The sequence below is a fragment of the Stenotrophomonas sp. INTA L402-1 genome (assembly GCF_059295135.1).
On sequence record NZ_JCAFWP010000037.1, the window covers coordinates 1 to 25,366 of the forward strand.

23 protein-coding genes are annotated in these 25,366 nt (G+C 67.8%); 17 read left to right on the forward strand and 6 right to left on the reverse strand.

Annotated features, from left to right (window positions below; genetic code table 11):
- Positions 1–293: 293 nt before the first annotated feature.
- On the forward strand, positions 294–998 hold the full coding sequence (locus AC5O77_RS17825; RefSeq protein ID WP_478056752.1) for a helix-turn-helix domain-containing protein: 705 nt from the start codon (positions 294–296) through the stop codon (positions 996–998).
- A 9-nt stretch (positions 999–1,007) separates the two neighbouring features.
- Here AC5O77_RS17825 and AC5O77_RS17830 read toward each other — a convergent pair whose 3' ends face one another.
- A complete protein-coding gene (locus AC5O77_RS17830) occupies positions 1,008–1,898 on the reverse strand; it encodes a sterol desaturase family protein (protein ID WP_478056753.1) in 891 nt (296 codons plus the stop codon).
- Positions 1,899–2,030: 132 nt separating this feature from the next.
- Between AC5O77_RS17830 and AC5O77_RS17835 the strand changes: the two genes are divergently transcribed.
- The 7 genes from AC5O77_RS17835 to AC5O77_RS17865 all read left to right on the forward strand — a co-directional run bounded on the left by AC5O77_RS17835 (position 2,031) and on the right by AC5O77_RS17865 (position 10,765).
- The gene (locus AC5O77_RS17835) at positions 2,031–2,981 is read left to right on the forward strand and encodes a LysR family transcriptional regulator (RefSeq protein WP_478056754.1); all 951 of its coding nucleotides are present in this window, start codon (positions 2,031–2,033) and stop codon (positions 2,979–2,981) included.
- A 92-nt stretch (positions 2,982–3,073) separates the two neighbouring features.
- Positions 3,074–3,724, forward strand: a complete 651-nt coding sequence (locus AC5O77_RS17840) for a DsbA family oxidoreductase (RefSeq protein ID WP_121503545.1) — start codon at positions 3,074–3,076, stop codon at positions 3,722–3,724.
- 35 nt (positions 3,725–3,759) lie between these two features.
- The gene (locus AC5O77_RS17845) at positions 3,760–4,767 is read left to right on the forward strand and encodes a cyclase family protein (RefSeq protein WP_049422824.1); all 1,008 of its coding nucleotides are present in this window, start codon (positions 3,760–3,762) and stop codon (positions 4,765–4,767) included.
- Positions 4,768–5,026: 259 nt separating this feature from the next.
- The gene (gene imuA / locus AC5O77_RS17850) at positions 5,027–5,641 is read left to right on the forward strand and encodes a translesion DNA synthesis-associated protein ImuA (RefSeq protein ID WP_012511391.1); all 615 of its coding nucleotides are present in this window, start codon (positions 5,027–5,029) and stop codon (positions 5,639–5,641) included.
- Between the two features lie 9 nt (positions 5,642–5,650).
- Positions 5,651–7,060, forward strand: coding sequence for a Y-family DNA polymerase (locus AC5O77_RS17855; RefSeq protein ID WP_100434879.1), 1,410 nt, complete (start codon positions 5,651–5,653; stop codon positions 7,058–7,060).
- Positions 7,061–7,066: 6 nt separating this feature from the next.
- A complete protein-coding gene (locus tag AC5O77_RS17860) occupies positions 7,067–10,177 on the forward strand; it encodes an error-prone DNA polymerase (RefSeq protein WP_494507029.1) in 3,111 nt (1,036 codons plus the stop codon).
- An 81-nt stretch (positions 10,178–10,258) separates the two neighbouring features.
- On the forward strand, positions 10,259–10,765 hold the full coding sequence (locus tag AC5O77_RS17865; protein WP_012511394.1) for a hypothetical protein: 507 nt from the start codon (positions 10,259–10,261) through the stop codon (positions 10,763–10,765).
- A gap of 121 nt (positions 10,766–10,886) precedes the next feature.
- Here the strand turns inward: AC5O77_RS17865 and ptsJ are convergent, their stop codons facing one another.
- On the reverse strand, positions 10,887–12,173 hold the full coding sequence (gene ptsJ, locus AC5O77_RS17870) for a MocR-like B6 salvage transcription factor PtsJ (RefSeq protein ID WP_478056757.1): 1,287 nt from the start codon (positions 12,171–12,173) through the stop codon (positions 10,887–10,889).
- A 76-nt stretch (positions 12,174–12,249) separates the two neighbouring features.
- On the opposite strand from ptsJ, the gene AC5O77_RS17875 reads away from it, so the two are divergent.
- The 9 genes from AC5O77_RS17875 to AC5O77_RS17915 all read left to right on the forward strand — a co-directional run bounded on the left by AC5O77_RS17875 (position 12,250) and on the right by AC5O77_RS17915 (position 20,132).
- A complete protein-coding gene (locus AC5O77_RS17875; protein ID WP_478056758.1) occupies positions 12,250–13,023 on the forward strand; it encodes a YggS family pyridoxal phosphate-dependent enzyme in 774 nt (257 codons plus the stop codon).
- Positions 13,020–13,721, forward strand: a complete 702-nt coding sequence (locus AC5O77_RS17880) for a glutamine amidotransferase (protein ID WP_478056759.1) — start codon at positions 13,020–13,022, stop codon at positions 13,719–13,721. The genes AC5O77_RS17875 and AC5O77_RS17880 overlap by 4 nt, the downstream gene beginning before the upstream one ends.
- Positions 13,718–13,942 (forward strand): hypothetical protein, encoded by a 225-nt coding sequence (locus AC5O77_RS17885; RefSeq protein WP_032129370.1) that lies wholly within the window; start codon positions 13,718–13,720, stop codon positions 13,940–13,942. The genes AC5O77_RS17880 and AC5O77_RS17885 overlap by 4 nt, the downstream gene beginning before the upstream one ends.
- A gap of 98 nt (positions 13,943–14,040) precedes the next feature.
- Positions 14,041–14,547, forward strand: coding sequence for a hypothetical protein (locus AC5O77_RS17890; RefSeq protein ID WP_478056760.1), 507 nt, complete (start codon positions 14,041–14,043; stop codon positions 14,545–14,547).
- A 123-nt stretch (positions 14,548–14,670) separates the two neighbouring features.
- The gene (locus tag AC5O77_RS17895; RefSeq protein WP_032129371.1) at positions 14,671–15,180 is read left to right on the forward strand and encodes an RNA polymerase sigma factor; all 510 of its coding nucleotides are present in this window, start codon (positions 14,671–14,673) and stop codon (positions 15,178–15,180) included.
- Complete coding sequence (locus tag AC5O77_RS17900) at positions 15,177–16,103, forward strand: FecR family protein (protein WP_032129372.1); 927 nt, start codon at positions 15,177–15,179, stop codon at positions 16,101–16,103. Before AC5O77_RS17895 ends, AC5O77_RS17900 begins: the two co-directional genes overlap by 4 nt.
- A 64-nt stretch (positions 16,104–16,167) precedes the next feature.
- On the forward strand, positions 16,168–18,639 hold the full coding sequence (locus AC5O77_RS17905; protein ID WP_478056761.1) for a TonB-dependent receptor: 2,472 nt from the start codon (positions 16,168–16,170) through the stop codon (positions 18,637–18,639).
- On the forward strand, positions 18,626–19,426 hold the full coding sequence (locus AC5O77_RS17910; RefSeq protein ID WP_478056762.1) for a ChaN family lipoprotein: 801 nt from the start codon (positions 18,626–18,628) through the stop codon (positions 19,424–19,426). The genes AC5O77_RS17905 and AC5O77_RS17910 overlap by 14 nt, the downstream gene beginning before the upstream one ends.
- Positions 19,419–20,132, forward strand: coding sequence for an energy transducer TonB family protein (locus tag AC5O77_RS17915; RefSeq protein ID WP_478056763.1), 714 nt, complete (start codon positions 19,419–19,421; stop codon positions 20,130–20,132). The genes AC5O77_RS17910 and AC5O77_RS17915 overlap by 8 nt, the downstream gene beginning before the upstream one ends.
- Here AC5O77_RS17915 and AC5O77_RS17920 read toward each other — a convergent pair.
- The 4 genes from AC5O77_RS17920 to adiC form a co-directional block, all read right to left on the reverse strand.
- Positions 20,129–20,563 carry a RidA family protein gene (locus AC5O77_RS17920; RefSeq protein WP_100434884.1) on the reverse strand — a complete coding sequence of 145 codons (435 nt, stop codon included), beginning with the start codon at positions 20,561–20,563 and terminating at the stop codon, positions 20,129–20,131. The two genes, AC5O77_RS17915 and AC5O77_RS17920, sit on opposite strands and share 4 nt — an antisense overlap.
- Positions 20,564–20,743: 180 nt before the next feature.
- Positions 20,744–21,646, reverse strand: coding sequence for a cation diffusion facilitator family transporter (locus tag AC5O77_RS17925; RefSeq protein WP_478056764.1), 903 nt, complete (start codon positions 21,644–21,646; stop codon positions 20,744–20,746).
- Between the two features lie 28 nt (positions 21,647–21,674).
- The gene (locus AC5O77_RS17930) at positions 21,675–23,963 is read right to left on the reverse strand and encodes an Orn/Lys/Arg family decarboxylase (protein WP_006373744.1); all 2,289 of its coding nucleotides are present in this window, start codon (positions 23,961–23,963) and stop codon (positions 21,675–21,677) included.
- Positions 23,964–23,983: 20 nt separating this feature from the next.
- Positions 23,984–25,336 carry an arginine/agmatine antiporter gene (gene adiC / locus AC5O77_RS17935; RefSeq protein WP_012511406.1) on the reverse strand — a complete coding sequence of 451 codons (1,353 nt, stop codon included), beginning with the start codon at positions 25,334–25,336 and terminating at the stop codon, positions 23,984–23,986.
- Positions 25,337–25,366 lie beyond the last annotated feature (30 nt).

Here is a 25,366-nt window from a genome sequence, read left to right on the forward strand (position 1 = left end):
GACGTGCGGCACCCTGTCTGGACGCCCCACCCGACCCCGCCGAACCACCCGGGGGGAGCGGTTGGGGGGGGGGGGTGGGCCGGTGTGGGGGGGCCGGCGCTCGCCCTTCCGTGTCCCCCCTCGCGCGCCACCCTGGGCCCCCCCCCCCCCCCCCCCCCCCCCACCCCGCCTTGGACAATTCGCCGCAATCTGCAGTAGATCCACGCCATGCGTGGATGTTCTTCGGTGCCGACCGTTGGTCGGCACGGGATCGGATCTCCAGATATTCCATTCCGACGGAGATTCATCCACGCATGGCGTGGATCTACAATTCCTCCATGTCCTCTCCCGCCCTGCCCTGGAATGGCACGCTGCTGCTGGATGCTCACGTGGCCGTGCTGCAGGGCCACGCCGGTGGCAGCGATACGCACGCGCACTACGCCCATCAACTGTTGCTGAGCGAAGCCGCGCCCTGGCAGGTCGAGGTTGATGGCGTGCGGCAGCAGGGCCAACGGCTGTGGCTGCCGTCATTCCAGCCGCACGCAATCCTGTCGGCGCCGGAAGCGGGCTGCACGGTGTTCCTCGAACCCGCGCATGCCGATCCCGGGCAGATCCAGCAGCACCTGCACGCGCTGCCGGGCAACGCGCTGGGGCTGCACGACTGGCTGGCACGGCTGAGTCGCCCGCAACCGCTGGACCGCCGCGTGCAGGCCGCGCTGTCCCGTATCGCCGAGCACCTGCCCGGGCCGGTGCCAGCCGCCGATATCGCCGAGGCGGCACATCTGTCGACCAGCCAGCTGCATCGACGCTTCCAGTCCGATCTGGCGGTGACCCTGCGCGGCTGGGTGCTGTGGCAACGGCTGCGCAGCGCACTGATGCATCATCTGCGCGGGCACAGCCTGACCGACAGCGCGCACGCGGCCGGATTCGCTGACCTGGCCCATCTGTCGCGCAGCCTGCGCCGCATGTTCGGCATCAGTGCCGCGCAGCTGCAGGGCCTGCAGCTGCACGCGGCCTGACACGCCCCATCATCCGCGCCTGCGCAGACCTTCCGGCAGCTCCGGTACCTCGCCATGCGGCAGTTCGCGGAACGGCGCCAGCAGCTGTCCGGGATAATCGCGCGGATAGTCCGGCTGGCTGCCGATGCCGAGGTCGCGTTGTTGCAGCCGATAGCCGGGCGCATCGAAGGCGGTCCCCAGCAGGTGATCCCAGACAGTCAGGAACAGGCCGAAGTTGACGTCGCCGGCGGTGCCGTAACGCATGTGGTGGAAGCGGTGCAGCGGCGCCCAGGCCATCACCCGGCCCAGCACGCCGGGGCGCATGTCCACGTTGGAATGCTGCAGCAGCAGCTGGATGGCAATGGCGAACGCCAGCACCGCGGCCACCGGCATCGGCAGGCCCAACAGCAGCAGCGGCAGCACGCCACCCACTGCTTCGGCCGCCTGGTGCAACGGGTGTTTCATCAGGCCATTGAAACCGTACATGCGGGTCACGCTGTGATGCACCGCGTGCAACCGCCACAGCCAGCCGATGCGATGGCTGGCGTAGTGCACCAGGGTGATGCCGAGATCGGCGCAGATGACGGCCAGCAGCACCTGCAGCGCGAATGGCCACTGCAGCGGCCAGACCTGCCACGGAATGATGGCTGCCAGCAGTGGCACCGCCGCGATCGACAGCAGGTTCAGGCTCTCGTTGACCAGCGCATGCAGGGTGTCACGCAGGCTGTCGCCGTGATCGTGGTTGAACGCGGGGTCATACGGCCAAGCACGTTCGGCAGCGAACGAGACCGCGATGGCAACCGCCAGCAAGGCCAGCAGCCATAGTGGGTCGCCGTGGAGGTGGCCGATCCAGGCGACGGCGGCGGCAACGAAACCCAGCAGGAACAACGGGGCATACAGGCGGAGCATCCAGTGCTTCATGGGCAATCCGGAAAGTAAGGGGCCTGCATGCTGGCGCCGCGTATGGGGCGCCGGCTTGAACAAACGGCGCAACCCAGCGCGCTCCCCAGTGGATGACCATCGTGGACGGCACCACGTTTCCCACATCCAGGCATGGCGTGGATCTACAATGGCGCCCTCATCGCGCCCGGGACCGGCATGGATTCCTTCAACCTGATGCGTGCCTTCCGCCGCATCGTCGAACGCGGCGGGCTGGCCCGCGCCGCCGAAGACCTGGGCATGTCGCCGGCCGGCCTGAGCAAGCAGCTGCGCACCCTGGAAGCGCACCTGGGCGTGGTGCTGCTGCAGCGGACCACGCGGCGCATGAGCCTGACTGAGACCGGCCACGCCTATTACCGCGAATGCTGCCGCCTGCTCGACGAGCTGGATGCATTGGAGCGTGGCATCGCCGAACAGCGCGGCGACGTGGCCGGGCGCCTGCGCGTCAATGCACCGCAATCATTCGCGCTGAGCACGCTGTCGCCGCTGCTGCCACGCTTCCTGCAGCAGCATCCGCAGCTGTCGCTGGACCTTGTGATGGAAGACCGCCTGCTCGATGCGGTAGGCGAAGGTTTCGATGTGTCGCTGCGGCTGCGTGCCGAGCTGGACGACTCGCGGCTGGTAGCGCGCCGCCTGGCCTCGCTGCAGCAGGTGCTGTGCGCGGCTCCGTCCTACCTTAAGCAGCATCCGGCACCGCAGGCGGTGGACGATCTGCAGGCGCACAGCGTGCTGGCCTACAGCCTGTCCGACTCGCCCGGCAGCTGGCCGCTGCTTGGCCCTGATGGGCAGGTAACGATCACCCTGCCGGCGCGCGTCACCGTCAACAACAGCCTGCTGCTGCGCGACCTGCTGGTGGCCGGCATGGGCATCGGCGCCCTGCCCTCGTTCCTGGCGGCACCGGCGCTGGCCCGAGGCGAACTGCAGCAGGTGCTGCCCGACCACCGCTATCCGCCACGCTTCGTGCATGCGGTCTATCCCACCTCGCGCCACCTGCAGCCCAAGGTGCGTGCCTTCATCGATTTCCTGCACGCCGAGCTGCCCGGCTGCGCGGGCCTCGATTCGTAACCGCCAGCGAAAACTGAGCTGCCCGCGGCGTGCTGTTTCAGCCACGCAGCGCTGCCTAATCTGCCGCCTCCCCTCTCACCGATGGCAGGCAGATGTCTTCCGTTCCTTCCCCCGCCACCGCCGCGCCGGTGGTCGATTTCTTCCACGACGTGGTCTGCGGCTGGTGCTTCGTGCTGGCCCCGCGCCTGCAGCAGGTCTCCGCCGAACTCGGCATCCAGGTGCGTCACCGCAGCTTCGTGCTGCAGGACTCGCGCGCGCAGATGGTCGAGGTGTTCGGCTCGATGGAGCGCGCCAAGGCGATCATCCTGCGCCACTGGACCGACTGCGCCGCGCATGAAGACACCGCGCGCATCGATATCGAAGGCATGCGCGCACAGGACTTCGAGTATCCGTCCGGCTGGCTCGGCGCACTGGCCTGCCAGGCCGCCGGCATGCTCGGTGGCAACGACGCCCATGGCGCGATGTTCGATGCCGTGCAGTGGGCGCACCTGCACCAGCACCGCAACATCGGCGATGCCGAAGTACTGCTGGATATCGCCGAAGCACTGGGCCACCCGCGTGGCGCCTTCGCTGACCACATGCGCAGCGACGCAGTGCGCCAGCGCGTGCAGGCCGACCGTGCCGAAGCCGCGACCCTCGGCATCCGCTCCATTCCCACCGTGATCGGCGGCAACGGCCTGCGCCTGCAGACCCTGCCGCTGCCGCAACTGCGCCAGGCCCTGGCGCACCTGGTCGCGGCCTGAGCCGCACCGTCCCTCACCCTGCAAGGAGATTCCCCATGACCTCACGTACCCTGGCCACCGCGCTGGCCCTGCTGTTGGCCGGCACCGCCGCTTCCACCACCGTGTCCGCGCACGAACGCGTTCCCTCCGGCCAGCAGGTCGGCACCAGCCCCTGGGGGCCGAAGGACGAGATCGGCCGCCTCAACCTGATCACCGAGGCCTCGCGTGCGGCGATCCTGTCGCGGGTCAGCGGCGGCAAGGCCTATGACCTGGCCACCGAATACTACGTCGGCATGCCCAGCTGGCAGGATGCCGGCGACCCGCACTACCAGTTCTGGATGACCCACACCCCGCGCGGCACGGTGATGGACGACCCGATGGGCGTGGGTGAAACCATGAACCTCACCCGCAGCTACACCGGCACCGCGTTCTCGATGTACAGCCACACCGGCACCCACATCGATGCACTGAACCACTTCGGCATCCACGGAAAGATCTGGAACGGCTTCGAGGCCGACAAGCACCTCGGTGACCGTGGCTGGAACGTCACCGGCATCGAGAAATTCCCGCCGCTGATCGCGCGTGGCGTGCTGATCGACGTGGCCGGCGCCAAGGGCGTGGACATGTTGCCGGACAGCTACCGCGTCACCCGCCAGGACCTGAAGGATGCGCTGGCACGCCAGCAGGTGAAACTACAGCAGGGCGACGTGGTGCTGATCCGCACCGGCCGCATGCGCCTGTTCGAACAGCCCAAGGCCTACATGGCCAACCCGCCGGGCATGGGCCTGGACGCGGCGCGCTTCCTGGTGGAGGACAGCGGCGCGATGATCGTCGGCGCCGACAACCTCAGCTTCGAGACCTTCCCCTCGGAGGTGTCCGACGACTACGTGCCGCTGCACACCTACCTGCTGGCCCAGCAGGGCGCGCCGATCATCGAGCTGGTGGCGCTGGACGAACTGGCCCGCGACAAGGTCTATGAGTTCGCCTTCATCGGTGGCCCGCTGAAGATCCGCGGCGGCGATGCCGCGCCGCTGCGCCCGGTGGCGCTGCCGGTCCGCCCGTAACCGGGGCCTGCGGGGTGCCGCCCCTGGTCGGCATTCCGTCCCATACCGGGTGGGTGCCGACCTTGGTCGGCACTCCTTTACCCCTTCAGCAACCTGAAACCCGACCTTCCGATTTCATTAGTAATTCTACTCACAAGGCGAGTAGCATGTCCGGTCTCAGCCCCTGATACCGGCCCGTCGATACTCGCGCCATGCCTGCCGTTTCCGCCCGTTCCTGCCGCTTCCAGCCCGATCGGCGCCTCCCTTGGAGGACCGGCTGATGGGTGCTGTCGTCGCCCTCGACCGGCTGCTGGACGGGCGCCAGCTGTGGCGCGGCCCAGCCCGCCAGGGGCCGGCCAGCGACCACCTGGCCAGTGGCCATCCGGCGCTGGACGCACGCCTGCCCGGCGGTGGCTGGCCGGCCAGCGGGCTGTGCGAGGTGCTACAGGCCGCGCCCGGCGTCGGCGAGCTGGCGCTGGTCTGGCCGGCGCTGGCGAAGCTGAGCCAGCGCGACCGCCCGATCGTGCTGGTCGCCCCGCCCTACCGCCCGCATGCCCCGGCCTGGGCGGCTGCCGGGCTGGACCTGGCCCAGCTGCAGATCATCCACGCCGCACCGAAACAGGCGCTGTGGGCCGCCGAACAGTGCCTGCGCTCTGCGGCCTGCGCGGCGGTGCTGTGTTGGCCACACCAGGCCGACGACCGCTCACTGCGCCGGCTGCAGGTGGCTGCCGACAGCGGCCAGTGCCTGGGCTTCGTGTTCCGCGAGGCGCAGGCAGCGCGCAACCCCTCCCCGGCCAGCCTGCGCCTGCAGCTCGACCACGGCCAGGTACGGGTGCTGAAGTGCCGTGGCGGCCTGCCACCGGCGCAGCCGTTGCCACTGGCCATCGCCCACTGAGGCCGCGTCATGCATTGGGCCTGCCTGTTGTTGCCGCAGCTGGCACTGGACAGCGTGCTGCGCCTGCAGCCGGACCCGCAGCGGCCACTGGTGCTGCTGCAGGGGCCGGCGCAGCGTCGCGTGCTGCGAGCGGTCAGCCCGTCGGCACGCGCAGCGGGACTGCGCCCGGGCATGCTGCTGTCGGCCGCACAGGTGCTGGTGCAGGACATGTACCTGCACGACTACGACCCGAACGCCGAACAGCACACCCGGCAGCTGCTGGCCAGTTGGGCCTACGCCTACAGCTCGCAGGTCAGCCTCGATTTTCCGCACGCGCTGGTCATGGAGATCGGCGCCAGTCGCGCCCTGTTCGGTGACTGGCTGACGATCGAAAAGCGCCTGCGCGGCGAACTGCATGAGCTTGGTTTCCGCCACCGCCTGGTGGCCGCACCCACCGCGCATGCCGCGCGCGTGCTGGCCAACGTCCACGACGGCCTCGGCATCGATGCGCAGCAGCTGCCAGCGGCACTGGCGCAGCTGCCGTTGCCGCGTTGCGGCCTGCCCAGCGAAGCGGTGACCGTGCTCGGTCGTTCCGGTCTGCGCACGCTGGGTGCGGTGCTCGAACTGCCGCGCGACAGCCTGGCCCGGCGCTTCGCCCCCGAGGTGCTGCAGCAGCTGGACGCATTGCGTGGCCTGCCCACCGCGCCACTGCGTTACTACCAGCCACCGGACCGTTTCGATGCGCGCATCGAATTCGAATACGAGATCGAATCCAGCCAGGCCCTGCTGTTCCCGCTGCGTCGCCTGCTGCTGGACCTGGCCGCGTTCCTGTGTTCGCGCGATGGCGGCGTGCAGCGCTTCGACCTGCATTTCGAGCACGACCTGCTGCCGGCCAGCGTGCTGACCATCGGCCTGCTGGCACCCGAACGCGATCCCACGCTGCTGTTCGAGATCGCACGCAACCGCATGGAAGCCTTCGCCCTGCCGGCCGGCAGCCGCGCACTGCGCCTGCAGGCCGAGCAACTGCCACCGTTCGTGCCCGCAGCGCGTGACCTGTTCGATACCCGGCCGGCGCAGGCGATGCCTTGGAACCAGCTGCGCGAGCGCCTGCGCGCTCGGCTCGGCGATGACGCCGTGCAGCCGCTGGCGGTGCAGGCCGACCACCGCCCCGAGCGCGCCAGCGGCACCCAGCCTGCGGCCAAGCCACCGGCATACTGGCCACTGCGCCCCGGTTGGCTGCTGGATACCCCACAACCGCTGCGTGATCCGCGCCTGCGCATCGTCACCGGGCCGGAGCGGATCGAATCGGGCTGGTGGGACCAGGCCGATGCGCGCCGCGATTACTACGTGGTGGAAACCGCGCATGGCCAGCGCGGCTGGGCTTTCCGTGACCGCAATGATCCGCATGCGCCGTGGATGCTGCACGGCTGGTTCGGCTGAGCCGTCATGTACAACGAACTGCCCGGCTACGCCGAACTGCACTGCCTGTCGGCCTTCAGTTTCCAGCGTGGCGCCTCGATCGCCGAAGAACTGTTCGCGCGCGCCGCTGGCCAGGGCTACCGCGCGTTGGCGATCACCGACGAATGCTCGCTGGCCGGCATCGTGCGCGCCTGGCAGGCGGCGAAGACGCATGGCGTGGCGCTGATCGTCGGCGCCGAATTCCAGGTCGAGGACGGGCCGAAGCTGGCCCTGCTGTGCACCGACCAGGCCGCCTACGCCGGCTTGTGCCAGTTGATCACCACCTGCCGGCGGCGCGCGGCCAAGGGCGAATACCGCTGCCTGCGCGAGGACCTGCTCGGCCTGCCCGAGGGCCTGCTGTGCCTGTGGCTGGACCGGCAACCAGCGGCCACCGATCTGGAACTGTTGCGCGCCAGCTTCGATGATCGGCTGTGGCTGGCGGTGGAGCTGCACCATGAGCATGACGACGCGCGTCGCCTGCAGCAGCTGCAGGCCTTCGGCGAACGCCACCACCTGCCGCTGGTGGCCAGTGGTGATGTACACATGCACGTGCGTCGCCGCCGCGCCCTGCAGGACACACTGACCGCCATCCGCCACCGCTGCAGCGTGGCCGAGGCCGGCTGGCGCCTGTTTCCCAACGGCGAGCGCCACCTGCGCCCGCGTACCGCGCTGGCCCAGCTGTATCCGCCCGAACTGCTGGCCGAGACCCTGCGCATCGCCGAGCGTTGCCACTTCACCCTGGAACAGCTGCAGTACACCTATCCACGCGAGCTGGTGCCGGAGGGGCATGACCCGGACAGCTGGCTGCGCGAGCTGGTCGAAGAAAAGATTCCCTGGCGTTGGCCAGAAGGCATCAAGGACGCACAGCGCAAGCAGATCGAACATGAGCTGGCGTTGATCCGGGAGAAAAACTACGCTTCCTACTTCCTTACCGTGCATGACATCGTGCGCTTCGCGCGCAGCCAGGACATCCTCTGCCAAGGGCGTGGCTCGGCGGCCAATTCGACGGTGTGCTTTGTGCTGGGCGTGACCGAGATCGATCCTGCGCGCAGCAATCTGTTGTTTGAACGCTTCATCTCCGCCGAGCGCAATGAGCCGCCGGACATCGACATCGACTTCGAGCACGAGCGCCGCGAGGAAGTGCTGCAGTACGTGTTCAAGCGCTATGGCCGCGAGCGCGCCGCACTGACCGCAGTAGCAATCAGCTACCGTGGCCGCAGCGCGATCCGCGACGTCGCCCGTGCGCTCGGCCTGCCGATGGACCAGGTCAACGAACTCGGCGCGGCGATGGACCACTGGGGTGGCAGCATCCCGCTGCCGGAAACCCTGCGCGAGCGCGGCTTCGACCCGGACACGCCGCTGATGCGGCGGCTGCTGTCACTGACCAATGAACTGATCGACTTCCCGCGCCACCTGTCTCAGCATCCGGGTGGTTTCGTCATCTCCGAGCATCCGCTGTCGACCCTGGTGCCGGTGGAAAACGCGGCGATGGCCGACCGCACCGTCATCCAGTGGGACAAGGACGATCTGGATGCCACCGGCCTGATGAAGGTCGACTGCCTGGCGCTGGGCATGCTCACCGCCATCCGCAAATGCCTGGCGATGTTGAAGCAGCACGGCCTGCATGAAGGACGCATGGACGCGATCCCGCCCAAGGATGCAAAGACCTTCGACATGATCTGCGCCGCCGATACCATCGGCGTGTTCCAGATCGAATCGCGCGCACAGATGGCGATGCTGCCGCGCATGCAGCCACGCACGTTCTATGACCTGGTGATCGAGGTGGCGATCGTGCGCCCTGGCCCGATCCAGGGCGACATGGTGCACCCCTATCTGGAGCGGCGCCGGATCCTGCGCGAACAGGGACCGGACGCGTTGAACGCCCCGGACAACCCGCTCTACCCACCGCAGCTGGAACGCGTATTCGCACGCACGCTGGGCGTGCCGCTGTTCCAGGAACAGGTGATGCAGCTGGCGGTGGAAGCGGCCGGCTACACGCCGGGCCAGGCCGATGCCCTGCGCCGCTCGATGGCGGCATGGAAGCGCCGTGGCGGCCTGGAACCGCATCGCGAGAAGCTGCTGGCCGGCATGCTCAATAACGGCTTCAGCCGCGAGTACGGCGAGCATCTGTTCGAGCAGATCAAGGGCTTCGGTGACTACGGTTTTCCGGAAAGTCACGCCGCCAGTTTCGCCCTGCTGACCTATAACAGTTGCTGGCTGAAGTGCCATCACCCGGCCGCGTTCACCGCCAGCCTGATCAACAGCCAGCCATTGGGTTTCTACAGCCCCGACCAGCTGCTGCAGGATGCGCGCCGGCATGGCATCCGCGTGCTGCCGGTGGACGTGCGCCACAGCGACTGGGACTGCACGCTGGATTTCAGCAAGGGGCCGGCCGCGATCCGGCTCGGCCTGCGCCTGGTCGATGGCTGCAACGAGCCCGCCGTGCAGGCCATCATGCGTGAACGTGCGCGGCGCCCGTTCGACGATGTGGGTGACCTGTGCCAGCGTACCGCTCTGGACCGCCGCCAGCAGGGCCTGCTGGCCGATGCCGGGGCGCTGCGTGGGCTCAGCGGCCATCGCCATCGTGCGCGCTGGGATATCTCCGGTGTGGAAAACCGGTTGCCGCTGTTCGACCAGACCCGCGCCACCACCGAAGCCCGCGTGCCACTGCCGCTGCCCAGCGCCTGGGAAGACATGCAGGCCGATTACCGCAGCACCGGCACCACGCTGGGCCGCCATCCGATCTCGTTCCTGCGCGCGCAACTGCGCAGCCGTGGCTGCCTGGATGCCGCACAACTGGCTGCCCACGGCCATGGCCGGCGCGTGCGCATCGCCGGCCTGGTGCGCATGCGCCAGCGCCCGCAGACCGCCAGTGGCGTCACCTTCCTCACCCTTGAAGACGAGACCGGCATGATCAACGCCGTGGTCTGGCGGCACCTGGCCGATCGCCAGCACCGGGTGCTGGTCGATACCCAGCTGATGCAGATCGATGGCCGCCTGGAACGCGTCGATGGCGTGCAGCACGTCATCGTGCAGCGCATGCACTGCCTGGATGAACTGCTGCAGGGACTGCGCAGCCACAGTCGCGATTTCCACTGACGATACACAACGTCACACAACGAACTGGCCATTGCCGGTCCGCATCCGCTATCGTCGGCACATCCAAGGAAGGACGACCCGATGTCCCGTGCGCTGCTGCTGACCACCCTGGTGGTCTCGACCCTCGCCCTGCTTGTTTCCGGCTGGACCGCCTGGAACCTGCATCGCAGCCAATCGCCACAGCGCATCATCGAGGCACGCGGGCTGATCATCCACGATGCAAGCGGCCAACCGCGGGTAATCCTCGGCGCACCGGTTCCCGATCCGCTCAGCCAGGGCCGTACCCAGGGGCCGCGCGCCACCGCCCTGTCCGGCCTGATCCTGCTCGGCCCCGACGGCTCCGAACGCGGCGGCTACGGCACCAGCGACCGCGGCGGCGAAGCCCTGCTCACCCTGGACGATGCCACCGGCACCACCGAAGTGTTCAAGGTCGTCGCCAATCCGGACCGTGGCGCCAGCCTGATGGTCAAGCACCAGAACAACACCGGCGCCATGCTCACCTCCTGGCAGGGCAAGCCGGAGTTGATGTTCGTCGATGACAGCGGCCAGTCCTACTACGTGCGCCCCGGCGCCAACGCCGCGCCTTGATCTGCTTCTGTAGCGTCGAACCATGCTCGACTACCGGTCATGTAGAGTCGAGCCATGCTCGACTGCACTTCGCTCCAACGCCGCGATGCCTGATCGAAAAGCAGTCGAGCATGGCTCGACTCTACAAACCACACACCGCCGCCAGGTCATCGGCCAGCTGCCGCAGCTGCGCCGATCCCAGCGCCGCACAGGTAATGCGCAGACCATGGCCTGGTGCCGCCACCGCGAACACTTCGCCCGCGCGCACATGCCAGCCGCGTGCGGCCAGCGCCAGCACCTGCGGATGGCTGTCCGCCGGCAACGGCAGCCACAGGTTCAATCCTTCCATCGGCTGCGGCGTCGGCATGCCATGCGCGCGCAGCAGCTCCTGTAGCGACTGCAGGCGCTGCTGGTAGCGCTCACCCGCCGAGGCGATCTTCGCCCGCTGCGTTGCCGACGCCAGCACCGAAGTCGCTGCATCCTGCAGCAGGTGGCTGACCCAGCCGGTGCCGGACGCCAATCGCAGCCGCAACCGCGATGCGGTCTCCTCATCGCAGGCCAGCCAGGCCAACCGCAGGTCCGGACCCAGTGGTTTGGACAACGAACGCAGCAGCGCCCAGCGCCGGCCATCCAGCGGCAGCACTGAGTGATAGGCCTGCTGCGAGAGCAGCGCGTAGTGATCGTCGATCAGCACCGCCACCTGCGGGTAGGCCGCCAGCAACTGCCGCAACGCCCGTGCCCGCTTCGCATCCAGGCTGGCCCCGGTCGGATTGTGTGCCCGCGGGGTCAGCAGCACCGCGCGTGCGCCGGCCTCCAGCGCCTGCCGCAGCGAATCGACCTGCATGCCATGCGCGTCCACCGCCACCGGCAACGGCGCGTGGCCCACAGCATTGAGCACATTGAGGCTGCCGAGGAAGCATGGATCCTCCACCGCGATGCGGTCTCCTGGCAGCAACCACGCCGCCAGCAGGCGCTCGATGCCATCAACCGCGCCATGGGTCAGCTCCAGCGCATAGCCCTCCGGACAGTCCGCATCCAGCGAGGCGCGCGCCAGCGCCTGCAACCTCGGGTCGACCGTACTCACGCCATACAGCCGTGGTGCGGCCGGGGCCAGGCGCAGGTTCGGCAGCAGGCGCGGATCCGGATTGCCACCGGCCAGGTCCTGCAGCGCCAGCCCGGGCGTACTGCCCTCGCGCGCCAGCGTCGGCGGCAATCCGCGCACCACCGTGCCACGGCGGCCCGCCGTGCTGGCCAGGCCCGCCGCATCCAGGCGCTTGTAGGCAGCGGCCACGGTGTTGCGGTTCACGCCCAGCTGCTCGGCCAGTTCACGCACCGGCGGCAGCACGCTGCCGGCCGGCAGACGGCCCTTGCCGATGCCGTCGCGGATGCTGTCGAAGATCGACTCAGCGCTATGCCCGGTGATTTTCATTTTGTCCTATGCCAAAATATCTCTTGTCCTGTGCCAGTGTATCCCACCCTGGCCACCCTGCATTGGAGGTGCCCGCATGCCCCTTGCCGCTGCCGACTGGCCCATCGCCCAGTCCGTTGAACAGATCGCCGCCAACCTGGTCACGGTGCGCCAACGCATCGCCGATGCCTGTGCGCGCGTCGGCCGGGACCCGGCCAGCGTGCGCCTGCTGCCGGTCAGCAAGACCGTCGATGACGCCCGCATCCGCATGGCGGTGGCCGCCGGTTGCCACGAACTGGGCGAGAACAAGGTGCAGGAGGCGCAGCGCAAAGCCGAAACGATGGCCGACCTGGGCGTGCACTGGTCGGTGATCGGCCATCTGCAGACCAACAAGGCGCGCTACGTAGCGCGCTTTGCCAGCGAGTTCCAGGCGCTGGACAGCCTGCGCGTGGCCGAGGCCCTGCAGCAGCGCCTGCAACTGGAAGACCGCAGGCTGGATGTGTTCGTGCAGGTCAACACCTCGGCCGAGCCGAGCAAGTACGGACTGGAACCCGACGCGGTCGAGGCCTTCGTGCAGCAGCTGCCGGCCTTCGATCGCCTGCGTGTGCGCGGCCTGATGACCCTGGCCATCTTCACCCCCGACGTCGAGCGCGTGCGCGCCTGCTTCGTGCGCCTGCGCGAACTGCGCGACCAGCTGCAACGCACCGCCCCGCCCGGCCTTGACCTGTCGCAGCTGTCGATGGGCATGTCCGGTGATTTCGAAGTGGCCATCGAGGAAGGTGCCACCGTGGTCCGCGTCGGCCAGGCCATCTTCGGCGCCCGCGCCACCCCGGACAGCTTCTACTGGCCGAACAGCGGAGCCCCGGCATGAAGCACGCAGTCGTTCTGCAACACGTCGCCTTCGAAGACCTCGGCACCCTGCAGCCTCTGCTGTTGGCACAAGGCTGGCAGCTGCAGGTGCTGCAGGCCGGCGTCGATGCGCTCGATCCGGCCGAAGTGGCCGACCTGCTGGTGGTGCTGGGCGGCCCCATCAGTGCCAATGACACAGAGACCTATCCCTTCGTCACCGAAAGCATCGCCCTGCTGCAGCGCCGGCTGCAGCAGCAGCGGCCAACCCTGGGCATCTGCCTGGGTGCACAACTGATGGCGCGTGCACTCGGTGCCAGTGTCGCTCCCAGCGGCGGCAAGGAAATCGGCTTTGCGCCACTGCTGCTGACCGATGAAGGCCAGCGTTCACCGCTGCAGGCCCTGCAGGGCATTCCGGTACTGCATTGGCATGGTGAGGCGTTCGACCTTCCGGCCGGTGCACGCCGCCTGGCCAGCACGCCGGCCTGCCGCCACCAGGCCTTCGCCATCGGCAACCACGCACTGGCCCTGCAATGCCATCCGGAACTGGACGCCCGCCAGTTCGAGCGTTGGCTGGTCGGCCACACGCTGGAGCTGGCCCAGGCCGTCATCGATCCCAACGACCTGCGCGCGCAGGCGCGTCGCTATGGCGCACCACTGGCCGCGGCCGCCACCGCGATGTTCGACCATTGGCTGCAGGACCTGCCGGAGACACCGCAATGAACTATCGATTGCAGATCCACCGCGATGGCGTCTATTGGGGCCACTTCGACTGCAGCGGCCCTGATGCCCTGCAGCGCATGGACGCCATCGCCGCACAACTGCCTGCGGATCAGGGCTTCCAGCTGAAACGGCAGAAAGGTGTTGGCGAAGAGCGCATCCTGTCCAGCAATGCCGACGGCCTGCGCGTACTGGCTTCGCAGATCCAGTACCGCGATCTCTGACGATCGTCACGGTAGTGCCGGCCACTGGCCGGCATTCGAATCTACCGGCCAGCGGCCGGCACTACCCCGGCTGTTCGGCCGCGTGCGAAGCTTCACCGATGCTGACCCTGCAACGCGGCAACTACCACGGACTGCTCATCGCCCCGCGCTGGCCCTCCACCCGCATCCAACTGGAAGAAGAGGTACTGCAACGCCTGCTCGACGCGCAGGCAATGCTGCCTGTGGGGCTGCGGCTACTGCTCACCCGTGGCTTCGAACCCAGCCACAGCCGTCTCGGTGGCTTCCGCCGCCTGGTGCGTCAGCTCGGCATCACCCTCTTCCGTGCCTGTTATCCGCAGCGCCGGGATGAAGTCGACGCCATCTTCGGCGCCAACGGCCACGACATCGATGGCCGTCATGTCGATGTCTCACTGGTACTGCACGGCGAGCGGCTGCGGCTGCTGCCCCTGGGCGTGTTCACCCCGCCGCGCTGGCAGCACCGCCGCGTCGCCCGGTATGCCGAGCCAGTCGCACGAGCGAAGCGCAGCCTGCAGCACTGCGGCTTCGTGCTGCATCACAATCCCACCGAAGCCCTGCAGATCCACTGCGATTATCGTCCCCGCTGACGCCGCGGTGGCTCATGCGGACTGCGCTCGCACCAAAGATGCAAATGATTCTCTTTTGCTGTAAGGTGCAGCCGCTGCCCTTGCCGCCGCGGGCTGTTCCCTTTCCCAGTTGTCGCCCGCCCCGTGTCCACGCCTGTCGAACCGACGGATGTCGCGCAGCTGTGCGCGGCCCATTACCGGCCGCTGCACGCCCATGTCCGCCGCAAACTCCCGCAACGCAGCGACGCCGATGACGTCGTCCAGGAAACCTGGCTGCGTGTCGTCAAGGTCGCCGCCAGTGGCCTGCTGAGCAATGGCCGCGCGTACCTGTACCGTGTTGCCCACAACCTGATTGCCGACCATTACCGGCAACGCCAGCGCCGTCGCGAAGAAGCGCTGGATGACACGCAGTTGCATGCCATCGCCGATCCTGCGCCGCTGCCCGAGCAGCGACTGCTCGACGCCGAACAGCTGCGCCACCTCGACGCGATCATCGCCGCGCTGCCACCGCGCTCTCGCCAGGTGTTCCTGCTGGCGCGGGTTGAACAGTTGGCGCTGGCCGAGATCGGGCGCCAGCTCGGCATCAGCCGGCAGACCGCGCACGGCCATCTGCTGCGCGCACTGGTCGCCCTGCAGCAGGTGCCCGGCGCATGAGCCTGGACGCGATCGCGCGCGAAGCTGCACGCTGGTGGCTGGACGGGCACGACGGTGGCCGCGACGAGAACGCGTTCGAGCAGTGGTACCAGGCCGACCCTCGCCATGCTGCGCAGTACCAGCATCTGCAACACCTGTGGCAGGCCGGTGCGACGCTGCCCAGCCTGCAGCGGCAACAGCAGCGCAGGCAACGCCGTCGCCTGCGCGAAGCCGGCATTGCGGTTCTGTTGCTGTGCGCGCTGGGTCTCTACAGCCGCCATGTGTCGCCGCCTGTAGCGCAGGTCCTGCGAACGGCCGCTGGCGAGATCCGTGAGGAGACCCTTCGGGATGGCTCGCATGTCCTGCTGTCACCCGGCAGCGAAGTGAAGGTGCGCATCGATGGGCAGCGCCGCCAGCTCCAGCTGCAGCGCGGCCAGGCCTGGTTCCAGGTCGCCGCCGATGCCGACCGGCCCTTCCAGGTGCATACCCCACAGGGCACCGTCACTGCACTGGGGACCGCATTCGATCTTGCCGTGCAGGGCAACAGCAGCGTGGTCACCGTTACCGAGCATCGCGTGCGCGTGGACAGCGGCAACGTCAGCATGCTGGCTGACCACGGCGAACAGCTGCGCTTCGATGGGCAGGCAACAGCCCATGCAACAACGACCGCCCCCGGAGCATTGGCCTGGCGCGAGCGGCGCCTGCATTGGGTCTCGGCCCCACTGGCCGACGTCACGCAGGGCCTGGACCGCTGGCATGGCGGGCACACGTGGGTCGTCGGCGAGCAGCTGCGCCAGCAGCCGGTCACCCTGCTTGGCAGTGCCGACGGTGCGGCCGGCAACCGCGACCAGTTGGCCACTCAGTTGCAGGTGCGCGTGCTGCGCCTCGGCGCGGGCATACAGGTGTGGCTGCCGCCACGCAGGGAACAGCGTGATGGACCCTGACATCCGGCCTGCGGCTGCGTCTACCCAGGATGACGACGCTCTGCGTCTGCCCCTGGAGCCCCCGATGCTGTGCCCCCGCCCCCTTGTCCTCGCCCTGTCGCTGGCCTGTACCAGTGCCCTTCCGCTGTTGCCCGGCAGTGCCCACGCACAGACCGCCACCCGTACCTACAATCTGCCCGCACAACCGCTGGCGGCCGCGCTGGACGCCTACAGCCGGCTGACCGGAGTCGATCTGGTGATCGGCGCGGCGCTGCCCGCTGGCCATTCGGCGCCTGCGCTGCGCGGTGACTTCGACGATGCGCAGGCCCTGTCGCGCCTGTTGGCAGGCAGCGGCCTGCGCCCGCGCTTCGTCGATGCGCGTCGTGCCACCCTGGAGCCGGCGCCGACTGAACGCGCCGATGGCAGCCGTCGCACTGGCCCGCTGCGGGTGCAGGGTACTACCGCACACGGTCAGGCACCGGGCACCGGCGCCAGCCAGTACGTACCCGCCACCCGTGATGGCTTTGCGCCCTCGGTCGGCAGCGAGCGTGTGGCGATGGCCGAACGGCAGGAAGGCAACAGCCTGCTGCGCTCGATGCCCGGCGCCCACAGCTTCCATTCGCGCAGCCAGCCGGGCCTGCAGGTCAACATCCGCGGCATGACCGGTGCCGGCCGGGTCAACACCATGATCGACGGTGTCACCCAGACCTTCCGCAACAATGCCGGGCACGGCTCGGGCGGCCCGTTCGCCTATGTCGATCCCTTCCTGCTGGCCGGTGTGGACGTGCAGCGCGGTGCGGTCGCCGGTGGTGATGGCGCCGGCACGCTGGCCGGCAGTGCCAACTTCCGCACGCTGGACATCGACGATCTGCTCGGCGAGGGACGCGACTGGGGCCTGCGTACGGGCTACCGCCACGGCAACAACGGCTACGGCAGTGGCCGTACCTTCGCCGGTGCCTGGCGCCACAGCGAAGAGGGTGGCGACCGCCAGTTCGGCCTGCTGGCCGCCGCCAGCAGCAGCCGCAGCAGCGAATACGCGACCGCACGCGGGCAGAAGAACAACGCCGATCCGGGCAGCCAGCAGCCCAGCAGCTGGCTGTTGAAGGCGCGCCTGCAGCCCAGCGACCAGCATCGACTGGACCTGAGCCACATGCGTTACGAAAACGACTTCTACCACAACTATCCGTGGCAGATTTCCGCGCGCAACCAGCGCGCCAGCTACCACTACACACCCTATTCGCCGTGGATCGACCTGCGTGCGACCTTCGCCAGCAACAAGACCCGGCTGTTCTACCCCCCGGTGGAGGACTCCAGCTACATCGGCCGCCGCACCCACAGCAGCCTGAGCAGCTGGACCGTGGACAACACCAGCCGCTTCGACATCGGTGCACTGCAGGCGCGCTGGAACACCGGCATCAAGCACCAATCGGACATCTATGTGGCCGATACGCCCATCCTGCGCGGTGCCAACCCGCAGGGTCGCAGCCAGCTGGACAGTGTGTTCAGCACGCTGGAGCTGCAGTACGACATCTATGCCCTGACCGCAGGACTGCGCCAGGACCGCTTCGGCATCCGTGGTCACATCCCGGTGTGCTCGGATGTGCCCGGCCAGTGCGCGGAGATCAATGGCGGCGACATCGACGTGCGTCGCACAGAGCGCGCACTCAGCCCGAGCCTGGCGGTTTCACTGCAGGCCACCGACTGGCTGCAGCTGTTCGCCGAGGTCTCGCGCACGTCGCGGCCGCCGCGTGTGCAGGAAATGTTCTTCGAGAAGATCCCGCTGGAGGACGCCAGCGTCGCCGACGGCATCGGCGCCAATCCGTTCCTGCGCCGCGAGCGCTCGCGCAACCTGCAGTTCGGCGCCAACCTCAGCACCGACTCGCTGCTGGTCGACGGTGACCTGGCACAACTGCGGGTCACCCGCTTCGACAACCGCATCCGCGACTACATCAAGCCGCAGTACCTGCTGATCGTGCATCCGCCGGAAGTGGAACCGTTCGTGGTGCCGATCGACAGCGATCCGCAGCTCAATGCCTGGACCGATGTGCTTGACGCCGACGACTTCAGCGCCACCACGCGCTGGATGAACCACCCCGGCGTGGTGCGCATGCGCGGCATCGAACTGGAAGCCCATTACGCCAGCGAGCACTACCACGCCACGCTGAGCTGGACCCGCTCGCGCACCAGTGCGCCGGCCATCGAGTTCGTCAACCTGGAAGACATCACCGCCCTGCCCGACCGCTACTGGACGCTGGACGTGGGCGGCCGCTGGTGGCAGCAGCGCGTGCAGGCCGGCCTGCGCGCCGAGTACTCCGGTCCGACCGAGGAGGGCTACGACTTCTTCCAGACCCGCAAGACCGGCGGCACCGGCGTGCTGCTGGACTTCTACGCCAGCTTCAAGCCGCAGGCCAACACCACGCTGTGGCTGAACATCGAAAACCTGCAGAACAAGGCCTATGACAACAATGCCTCGATCGACAGCATCTTCAGTCCGATCCTGGACCGCGGCAACGGCCGTGGCCGTACCGTCTCGATGGGCGTCAATGTGGCGTTCTAGCCGTCGCTGGCTGCCGCTGTGCCTGCTCGCGCTCGCGTCGATGACCAGCGCGCAGCCGATGCCCGGCAAGGTGCTGGACCTCGCCAGCGGCCAGACCCTGGACGAAGCTGCGTTCGTGAAGCGCGCAGCGAACGCTCCGCGACTGCTGCTGGGCGAACGCCACGACCTGGCCGGTGACCACGCTGCCCAGCGTTGGCTGCTGCACGCGCTGCAGCAGCAGCGTCCACAAGGCGCGCTGGTGCTGGAGATGATTGCCAGCGAACGCCAGCCGCGCCTGCAGCGGGTGCAGCGCTGGCTGGCCAAGGGCAACCATGCCGACGGTGCACGCCTGCAGGAGCTGCTGGGCTGGGATACACGATGGCCGTGGACCGCCTACGGCGGGCTGGTGCAGGACGCCACCGCTGCCGGCATCCCCTTGTTCGGCGGCAATCTCGCGCGCGTCGAGGTCAACGCCCACCTGGCGTCCGCTGATGCGGTGCGGTTCCCGGTGGCCGCCGCCCGCCAACGCCTGTCGGATGTGGTACTGGCCCAGCACGCAGACGCGGCACCGATGCTGGAAGGGATGCTGGCCGTGCAACAGGCCCGCGACACGCGCATGGCACAGGTGCTGACCGCAGCACCCACACCCGCGCTGCTGGTAGCCGGTCGCTGGCATGTGCTGCGCGGCACCGGGGTGCCGGGCTACCTGCCACCGGATACGCCTGCGCTGGTGATCGCATTGGCCTCGCCGGGTGAAACCGTCGGTGCTGCTGATGCCGATCTGCTGTGGGTGCTGGACGATGAGTGAGCGCGGCCAACACTGGCAGGCGATCGTGATCACCGTCGTCCTGCACCTGCTGCCCCTGCTGCTGTTGGTGCACTGGGTTGCAATGCCGCCGATGCTGCCACCGCCGGAGCAGGACGTGCGCATCAGCCTGCGCCTGCTGGCACCGGCCACGCCGCCACAGCCCGTAGAGGAGCGCCAGGCCGATACCCCCACCCAGGCGCAGCAGGCGCGTGCATCGCAACCGACAAAGTCGCCCCCGCCACCGAAGCCCACCGCCGCGCGCGAGGGCGAGTTGGCCGCCAGCGAAACGGGCGGGACGGGTCGAAAGCCGCTGCCAGTCGCCCCGCCTGCGGCCGCGACCGATGCAAGTCCCGCACCGGCATCGATCACGGCCGCGCCGCCCGCTCCAGCCGCGCCACCGGCGGACTTCCAGGCCGGCGCCGCCAGCGACCAGTGGGAAGCCCGCCTGATGGCGCGGCTGGAGCGTTACCGCTATTACCCTGCCGCCGCGCGCTCGCGCCGGCAGCAGGGCACTGCCTGGGTCAGGGCCAGCATCGACCGCGAAGGTCGCCTGCTGGCGCTGCGGCTGGAGCAGTCCAGTGGCCAGCCGATGCTCGATGACGCTGCGCTGCAGACCTTCCGTCGCGCACAGCCGCTGCCGCCCATTCCCGATGAACTGAAGGCACCGCAGGAACTGGTGGTGCCGGTGGAGTACTACCTGCGCTAGGCGGCGTAGGCCTCCGCCTCGATCTCGAACAGCATGCCGTCCAACGCCAGTCGCGGCACCGGGATCAGCGTGCAGGTGGGCGCCGCGCGGTTCGGCCAGCGCCGTCGCACCTGGTGGGCAATGATGCCCAGCCGGTCCTCATCGTGGTCGACCACCAGGATGCGCAGCCGCGCCACATCGGCCAGACTTGCCTGCGCCGATCGCAGCGCGGTCTGCAGGTTATCCAGCGCCTGCCCGACCTGTTCTTCGAAGCTGGGCGAGAGGCGGCCCTGGGCATCTTCGCCGCCCTGCCCTGCGACATGGATCACCCGTGCCGGCAGGCGCACCACCGCCACGTGTGAGTAGCCGTTGGCCGAAGGATCGTAGAGGCCCGGTGGATTGAACAGTTCCATCAGGCCATGGCTGAGGTCCGGTGTGGTCAGCAGGTTCATGCCGCGCGCCTCGTGGGGGATGCCGGCAGTCTGTGACCTCAACTCCGGTTGAGGTCAAATGGATCCGGTGCAACAGACCGGTCTGCCACGCGCAACGATCGCGCGTTCCCGAGGACTCGAGCCTGCTCGACTTCCACCGACCAGAAGCAGTCGAGCAAGCTCGACTCTACAGAAGCGTGGTCACGTCCACGCTGGGTCTGCGGTGAAATCAATGGTCAACCAGAACGTGCTGCCCCGTGCATCCAGCCGCATCGCAATCTCGTCACGCATCGCATCGACCTCGCCCACTGAACCCAGCGGCGTGGCCGGGTCGGCCAGCACGTGGATCTCGATGAAGCGCATCCGCCCCATCTTCGCCACATGGCTGGTGAAACCGGCATAGCCACGCTCGGCGACGAACGCCTGCATCACCCGCTGCACGCGCCGGTCCAGATCATCCGGTGCCACCTGCAGCACTTCGCGCATGGCCTTCCAGGCACCCCGCGCCGGCACCGGCAACACCGCCAGGCTGATCAACGCCAGCACGATCGAATCCAGGTACGGCACCCAGTGATGCCACTCACCACCGTGCAGGACCAGCGCCAACACGAAGGCCAGTACCACCGCCAGGCTCATCAACCCGCCCAGCAGCCAGCCGCGCACATCCAGCCACAACAGCGCGGAGCGCAGATGCCGCGCCCGCTGCGCGACGAACGCCGCCATCGCCAGATTGCTGGCACTCAGCAACGCCGCCCACCACAACGCGGGCCCGAACTTCACCTCGTGCCCGCCCGTGGTCAATCCGATCACGGCGTTGGCCAGCGCATACACGCAGGCCAGCGACAGGATCACACCGCCCAGCGCCTCGACCATCGGTTCCAGGTGCCAGTAGCCGTACTGGAAGCGCGGGCTCTGTTCCCGCGCCACCAGCCGCAGCACCGACAACGACACCAGGGTCAGGGCGACATCGACCAGGCTGTACACGCCGTCGAACAGGATGGCCTGCGATCCCACCAGCAGGCCACCGATGAAGCCGACCGCGCTGACCGCCAGGGTGACCCCGATCGAGAACTTCAGGATGCGTTGCTCGCGCGCGGTATCCATCGTTCGCCGAACGGCCGACCGTTGCCGGTCAGGCCTTCAGCACCTCCACCTTGTACGACACCGCATCACCCTCCTGCTCGATGATGAGCCCGTGCACGTCCGACTCGAAGCCCGGGAAACGCGCATTCTGCTCGCGGGCGATGCGCAGCGACTGGATGATCGGCTCGTCGCTGTCACCGAAACGCTCACCCGGCATGATGGTCGGGATGCCCGGCGGGTACGGCACCAGCATGGTCGCCGCAATGCGGCCACTGATCTGCTCGATGTCGACCCGCTCGATCTCGCCCTTGACCAGGTGGTTGTAGGCATCGGCCGGGGTCATCACCGGCGTCGGCAGGTCCACGTACATCTCACGCATCACCTTGGCCACGGCAAATTCCTGGTTGAACGCATGCAGCGCATCGCACAGGTCACGCAGACCCCAACCGGCGTAGGCATTCGGATAGTCGGCGGCCAGCGTCGGCAGTGCCTGGCTCAGCGGTGCGTTGCGGTCGTAGAGTTCCTTGAACGCCATCAGCTCGGTGACCAGGGTGCTCCACTTGCCCTTGGTGATGCCCATCGAGAACAGGAACAGCACCGAGTACAGGTTGGTCTTCTCCACGGTGATGCCGCGGCCCCACAGGAACTTGCTCAGCACCGCCGCCGGGATGCCCAGCTTGCCCATGCTGCCGTCCATCGCCAGGCCCGGAGTCAGCAGGGTCACCTTGATCGGGTCGATCAGCACATAGTCGTCGACCAGGTTCTCGAAGCCATGCCAGTGCGCATCCGGCTGCAGGTACCACTCCTCGCGCTTGGCCACCAGCGGCGCCGGCGTATCGCCCTTGTCCAGACTGCGCTCGACCTGGGTCGGCTGCCACACGCTGAACCACCAGTCGTCGCGACCGAGGTCGTCGCGCACGTGCAGCATCGCGCGGCGGAAGGCGATGGCTTCGTCATGCATTTCCTGTACGAGCGAGCGGCCGGCATCGCCTTCCATCATCTTCGACGCCACATCACAGGCCGCGATCACCCCGTAGTGCGGGCTGGTCGAGGTGTGCATCATGAACGACTCGTTGAAGCGCTCGGCATCCAGGTTGCGTTGCGCCGAGTTGCGCACGTGGATCATCGACGCCTGCGAGAACGCCGCCAGCAGCTTGTGGGTGGAATGCGTGGTGAAGATGATCGCATCCTGCTCACGCGGCTTGCCCTTGGCCATGCCGTAATGGTTCTCGTAGAACGGATGGAACGCAGCATAGGCGTACCACGCTTCGTCGAAATGCAGGAAGTCGACCGCGCTGCCGATCTCGTCGGCGATCTTCTCGGCGTTGTAGCACAGGCCGTCGTAGGTCGAGTTGGTGACCACCGCGATGCGCGGCTTGGAGCCGGCCTTGTAGGCCTGGCTGGCCAGCGGGTTGGCAGCGATGCGCTGCTGCAGCGACTCCGGCGTGAACTGGTCCAGGCTGATCGGGCCGATGATGCCGTGCGCGTTGCGGCTGGGGGTGAAGTACACCGGCACCGCACCGGTCATGATCAGCGCGTGCAGCAGCGACTTGTGGCAGTTGCGGTCGACGAACACCACGTCGCCGCGCGCCACCGTACCGTGCCAGACGATCTTGTTGGCGGTGGAGGTGCCGTTGGTGACGAAGAAGGTATGGTCGGCACCGAAATTGCGTGCGGCCTCGTTCTCGGCGTCCTTGATCGGACCAGTGTGGTCGAGCAGCGAGCCCAGTTCCGGCACCGAGATCGACAGATCGCTGCGCAGGGTGTTCTCGCCGTAGAACTGATGGAACGCGCGCCCGACCGGCGACTTGGTGAACGCCACGCCGCCGGCATGGCCGGGCGTGTGCCAGGAGTAGTTCGACTCGGCCGCATGGTGGATCAGTGCCTTGAAGAACGGCGGCAGCAGGTTCTTCATGTAGTCTTCGGCCGCGCGCATCACCTGCCGCGAGATGAAGCTCTTGGTATCTTCAAACAGGAAGATGAAGCCGTGGATGTACTTGAGCAGCTTGCTCGGCACTTTCTCGATGGTGCGGCGCTCGCCGTACAGGAACACCGGCAGGTTGGCGCGGCGCGCGCTCTGCTCGCGCAGGAAGGCGGTGAGGCGCTGGAACTCGCCATCCACTTCCTCGCTGCCATCGATCGAGATCAGCACCGCGGAGGCTGCCACGTAGGTGCGGGCACCGGCGCGGGCATCATCCAGGTTCAGGCCGCACAGCACGCGCTGGTCGTTGCTGCGCAGCTCCTCCACCAGGGCGCGGATCAGGATGCCGCCGATGCGCGGCGACTCGTAGTCGTTGTCGATGACAATGACCGGATAGTCCAGGGACTTGAAGTACACGTTGATTCTCCTTGTCTAACTCAGGAACGCTGGGCGCCGGCGCTGATCGCCGAGGCCTCGCGGGCGCGCTGCCGCTGCTGGCGGCGCTCCTCGCTGAAGAAGGGATAGAACACGGTGATGAACAGCACGAACAGGAAGGCGTACTGCACGATGGTTCCCGACGAGCCGTAGATCGCCCACAGGCAGTACACGACGGTCAGGCTGGTCAGGGTCCAGAACGCACCGGTGTGGACCAGGGTGTGCGAACGCTCGACCACGAAGTAGCAGGCCACGCACGAGTAGATGTAGGGCAGCAGGGTCAGCACCACCGCCGCCGACGTGATCACGTCGAACTGGGCCGATGCGGTTTCCGAGGTGGAGGTGACCAGCACCGCCAGGGTCATCAGCACCGCCACGATCAGCACGCCCTTGACCGGCACGTCGTCCTTGTTGGTCTTGCTGAAGATGCTCGGGAACAGGCCATCATCGGAGGCCGCCTTGGCACTCTGTGCGGTCAGCAGGATCCAGCCGCCCAGCGAACCGGCAGCGCCGATGAAGGCGCACAGGCTCACCAGCGCACCGCCCCAGCCACCGACGGCCTTGGCGGCAGCCAGTGCGAACGGGGCATCAGAGGTCTGCAGCTCGCCATTGGGCACCATGCCCATGATCACCGAGGAGCTTGCGATGTAGGCGATGGCGGCCAGGAACACGCCGGCCAGGGTGGCGCGGGCCACGTTCTTTTCCGGGTTCTCCACCACGCCGGCGGTGACCGAAGCGGATTCGACGCCGATGAAGGCCCACAGAGTCAGTGCCGCGGCACTGGAGATCGCGCCGAAGTTCGACTCGCCGGACACGTTGTAGGCGCCCTTGAAGATGTCGGCGTCGAAGAAGAACCAGCCGAAGATGGCGATGCCCAGGATCGGTACCAGCGCGAAGCTGGTGGTGACCGTCTGCACGCGGCTGACGAAGGCCGGGCCGATCATGTTGGCGAAACTCAATGCCCATACGAGGATCAGCACCGCGATGCAGCGCACCAGTGGCTCGGACAGGATCGGGAAGAAGTAACTGAAGTAGCCCACCGCCGCGATCGGGATGGCGACGTTGCCGATCCAGTTGGCGAACCAGTAGATGGTATTGGTCTGGAAGCCCATGTACGGCCCGAACCAGTCACGCGCGTAGGCATAGGGGCCGCCCGCCTTGGGTGCCAGCTTGCCCAGCTTGGCGAACACGAAGGCCAGCAGCAGCGCACCGGCGGTGGTGATCAGCCAGCCCCAGATCGAGGCGGTGCCGATCTTGGCCAGGCTGGAAGGCAGCAGGAACACCCCTGAGCCCATCATGTTGCCGGCGACGAGGAAGGTGGCTCCGACCACCCCGATTTTCTTTGCTTCTGCCATGACAATCTCCTGTACTGGCATGAGCCCGGT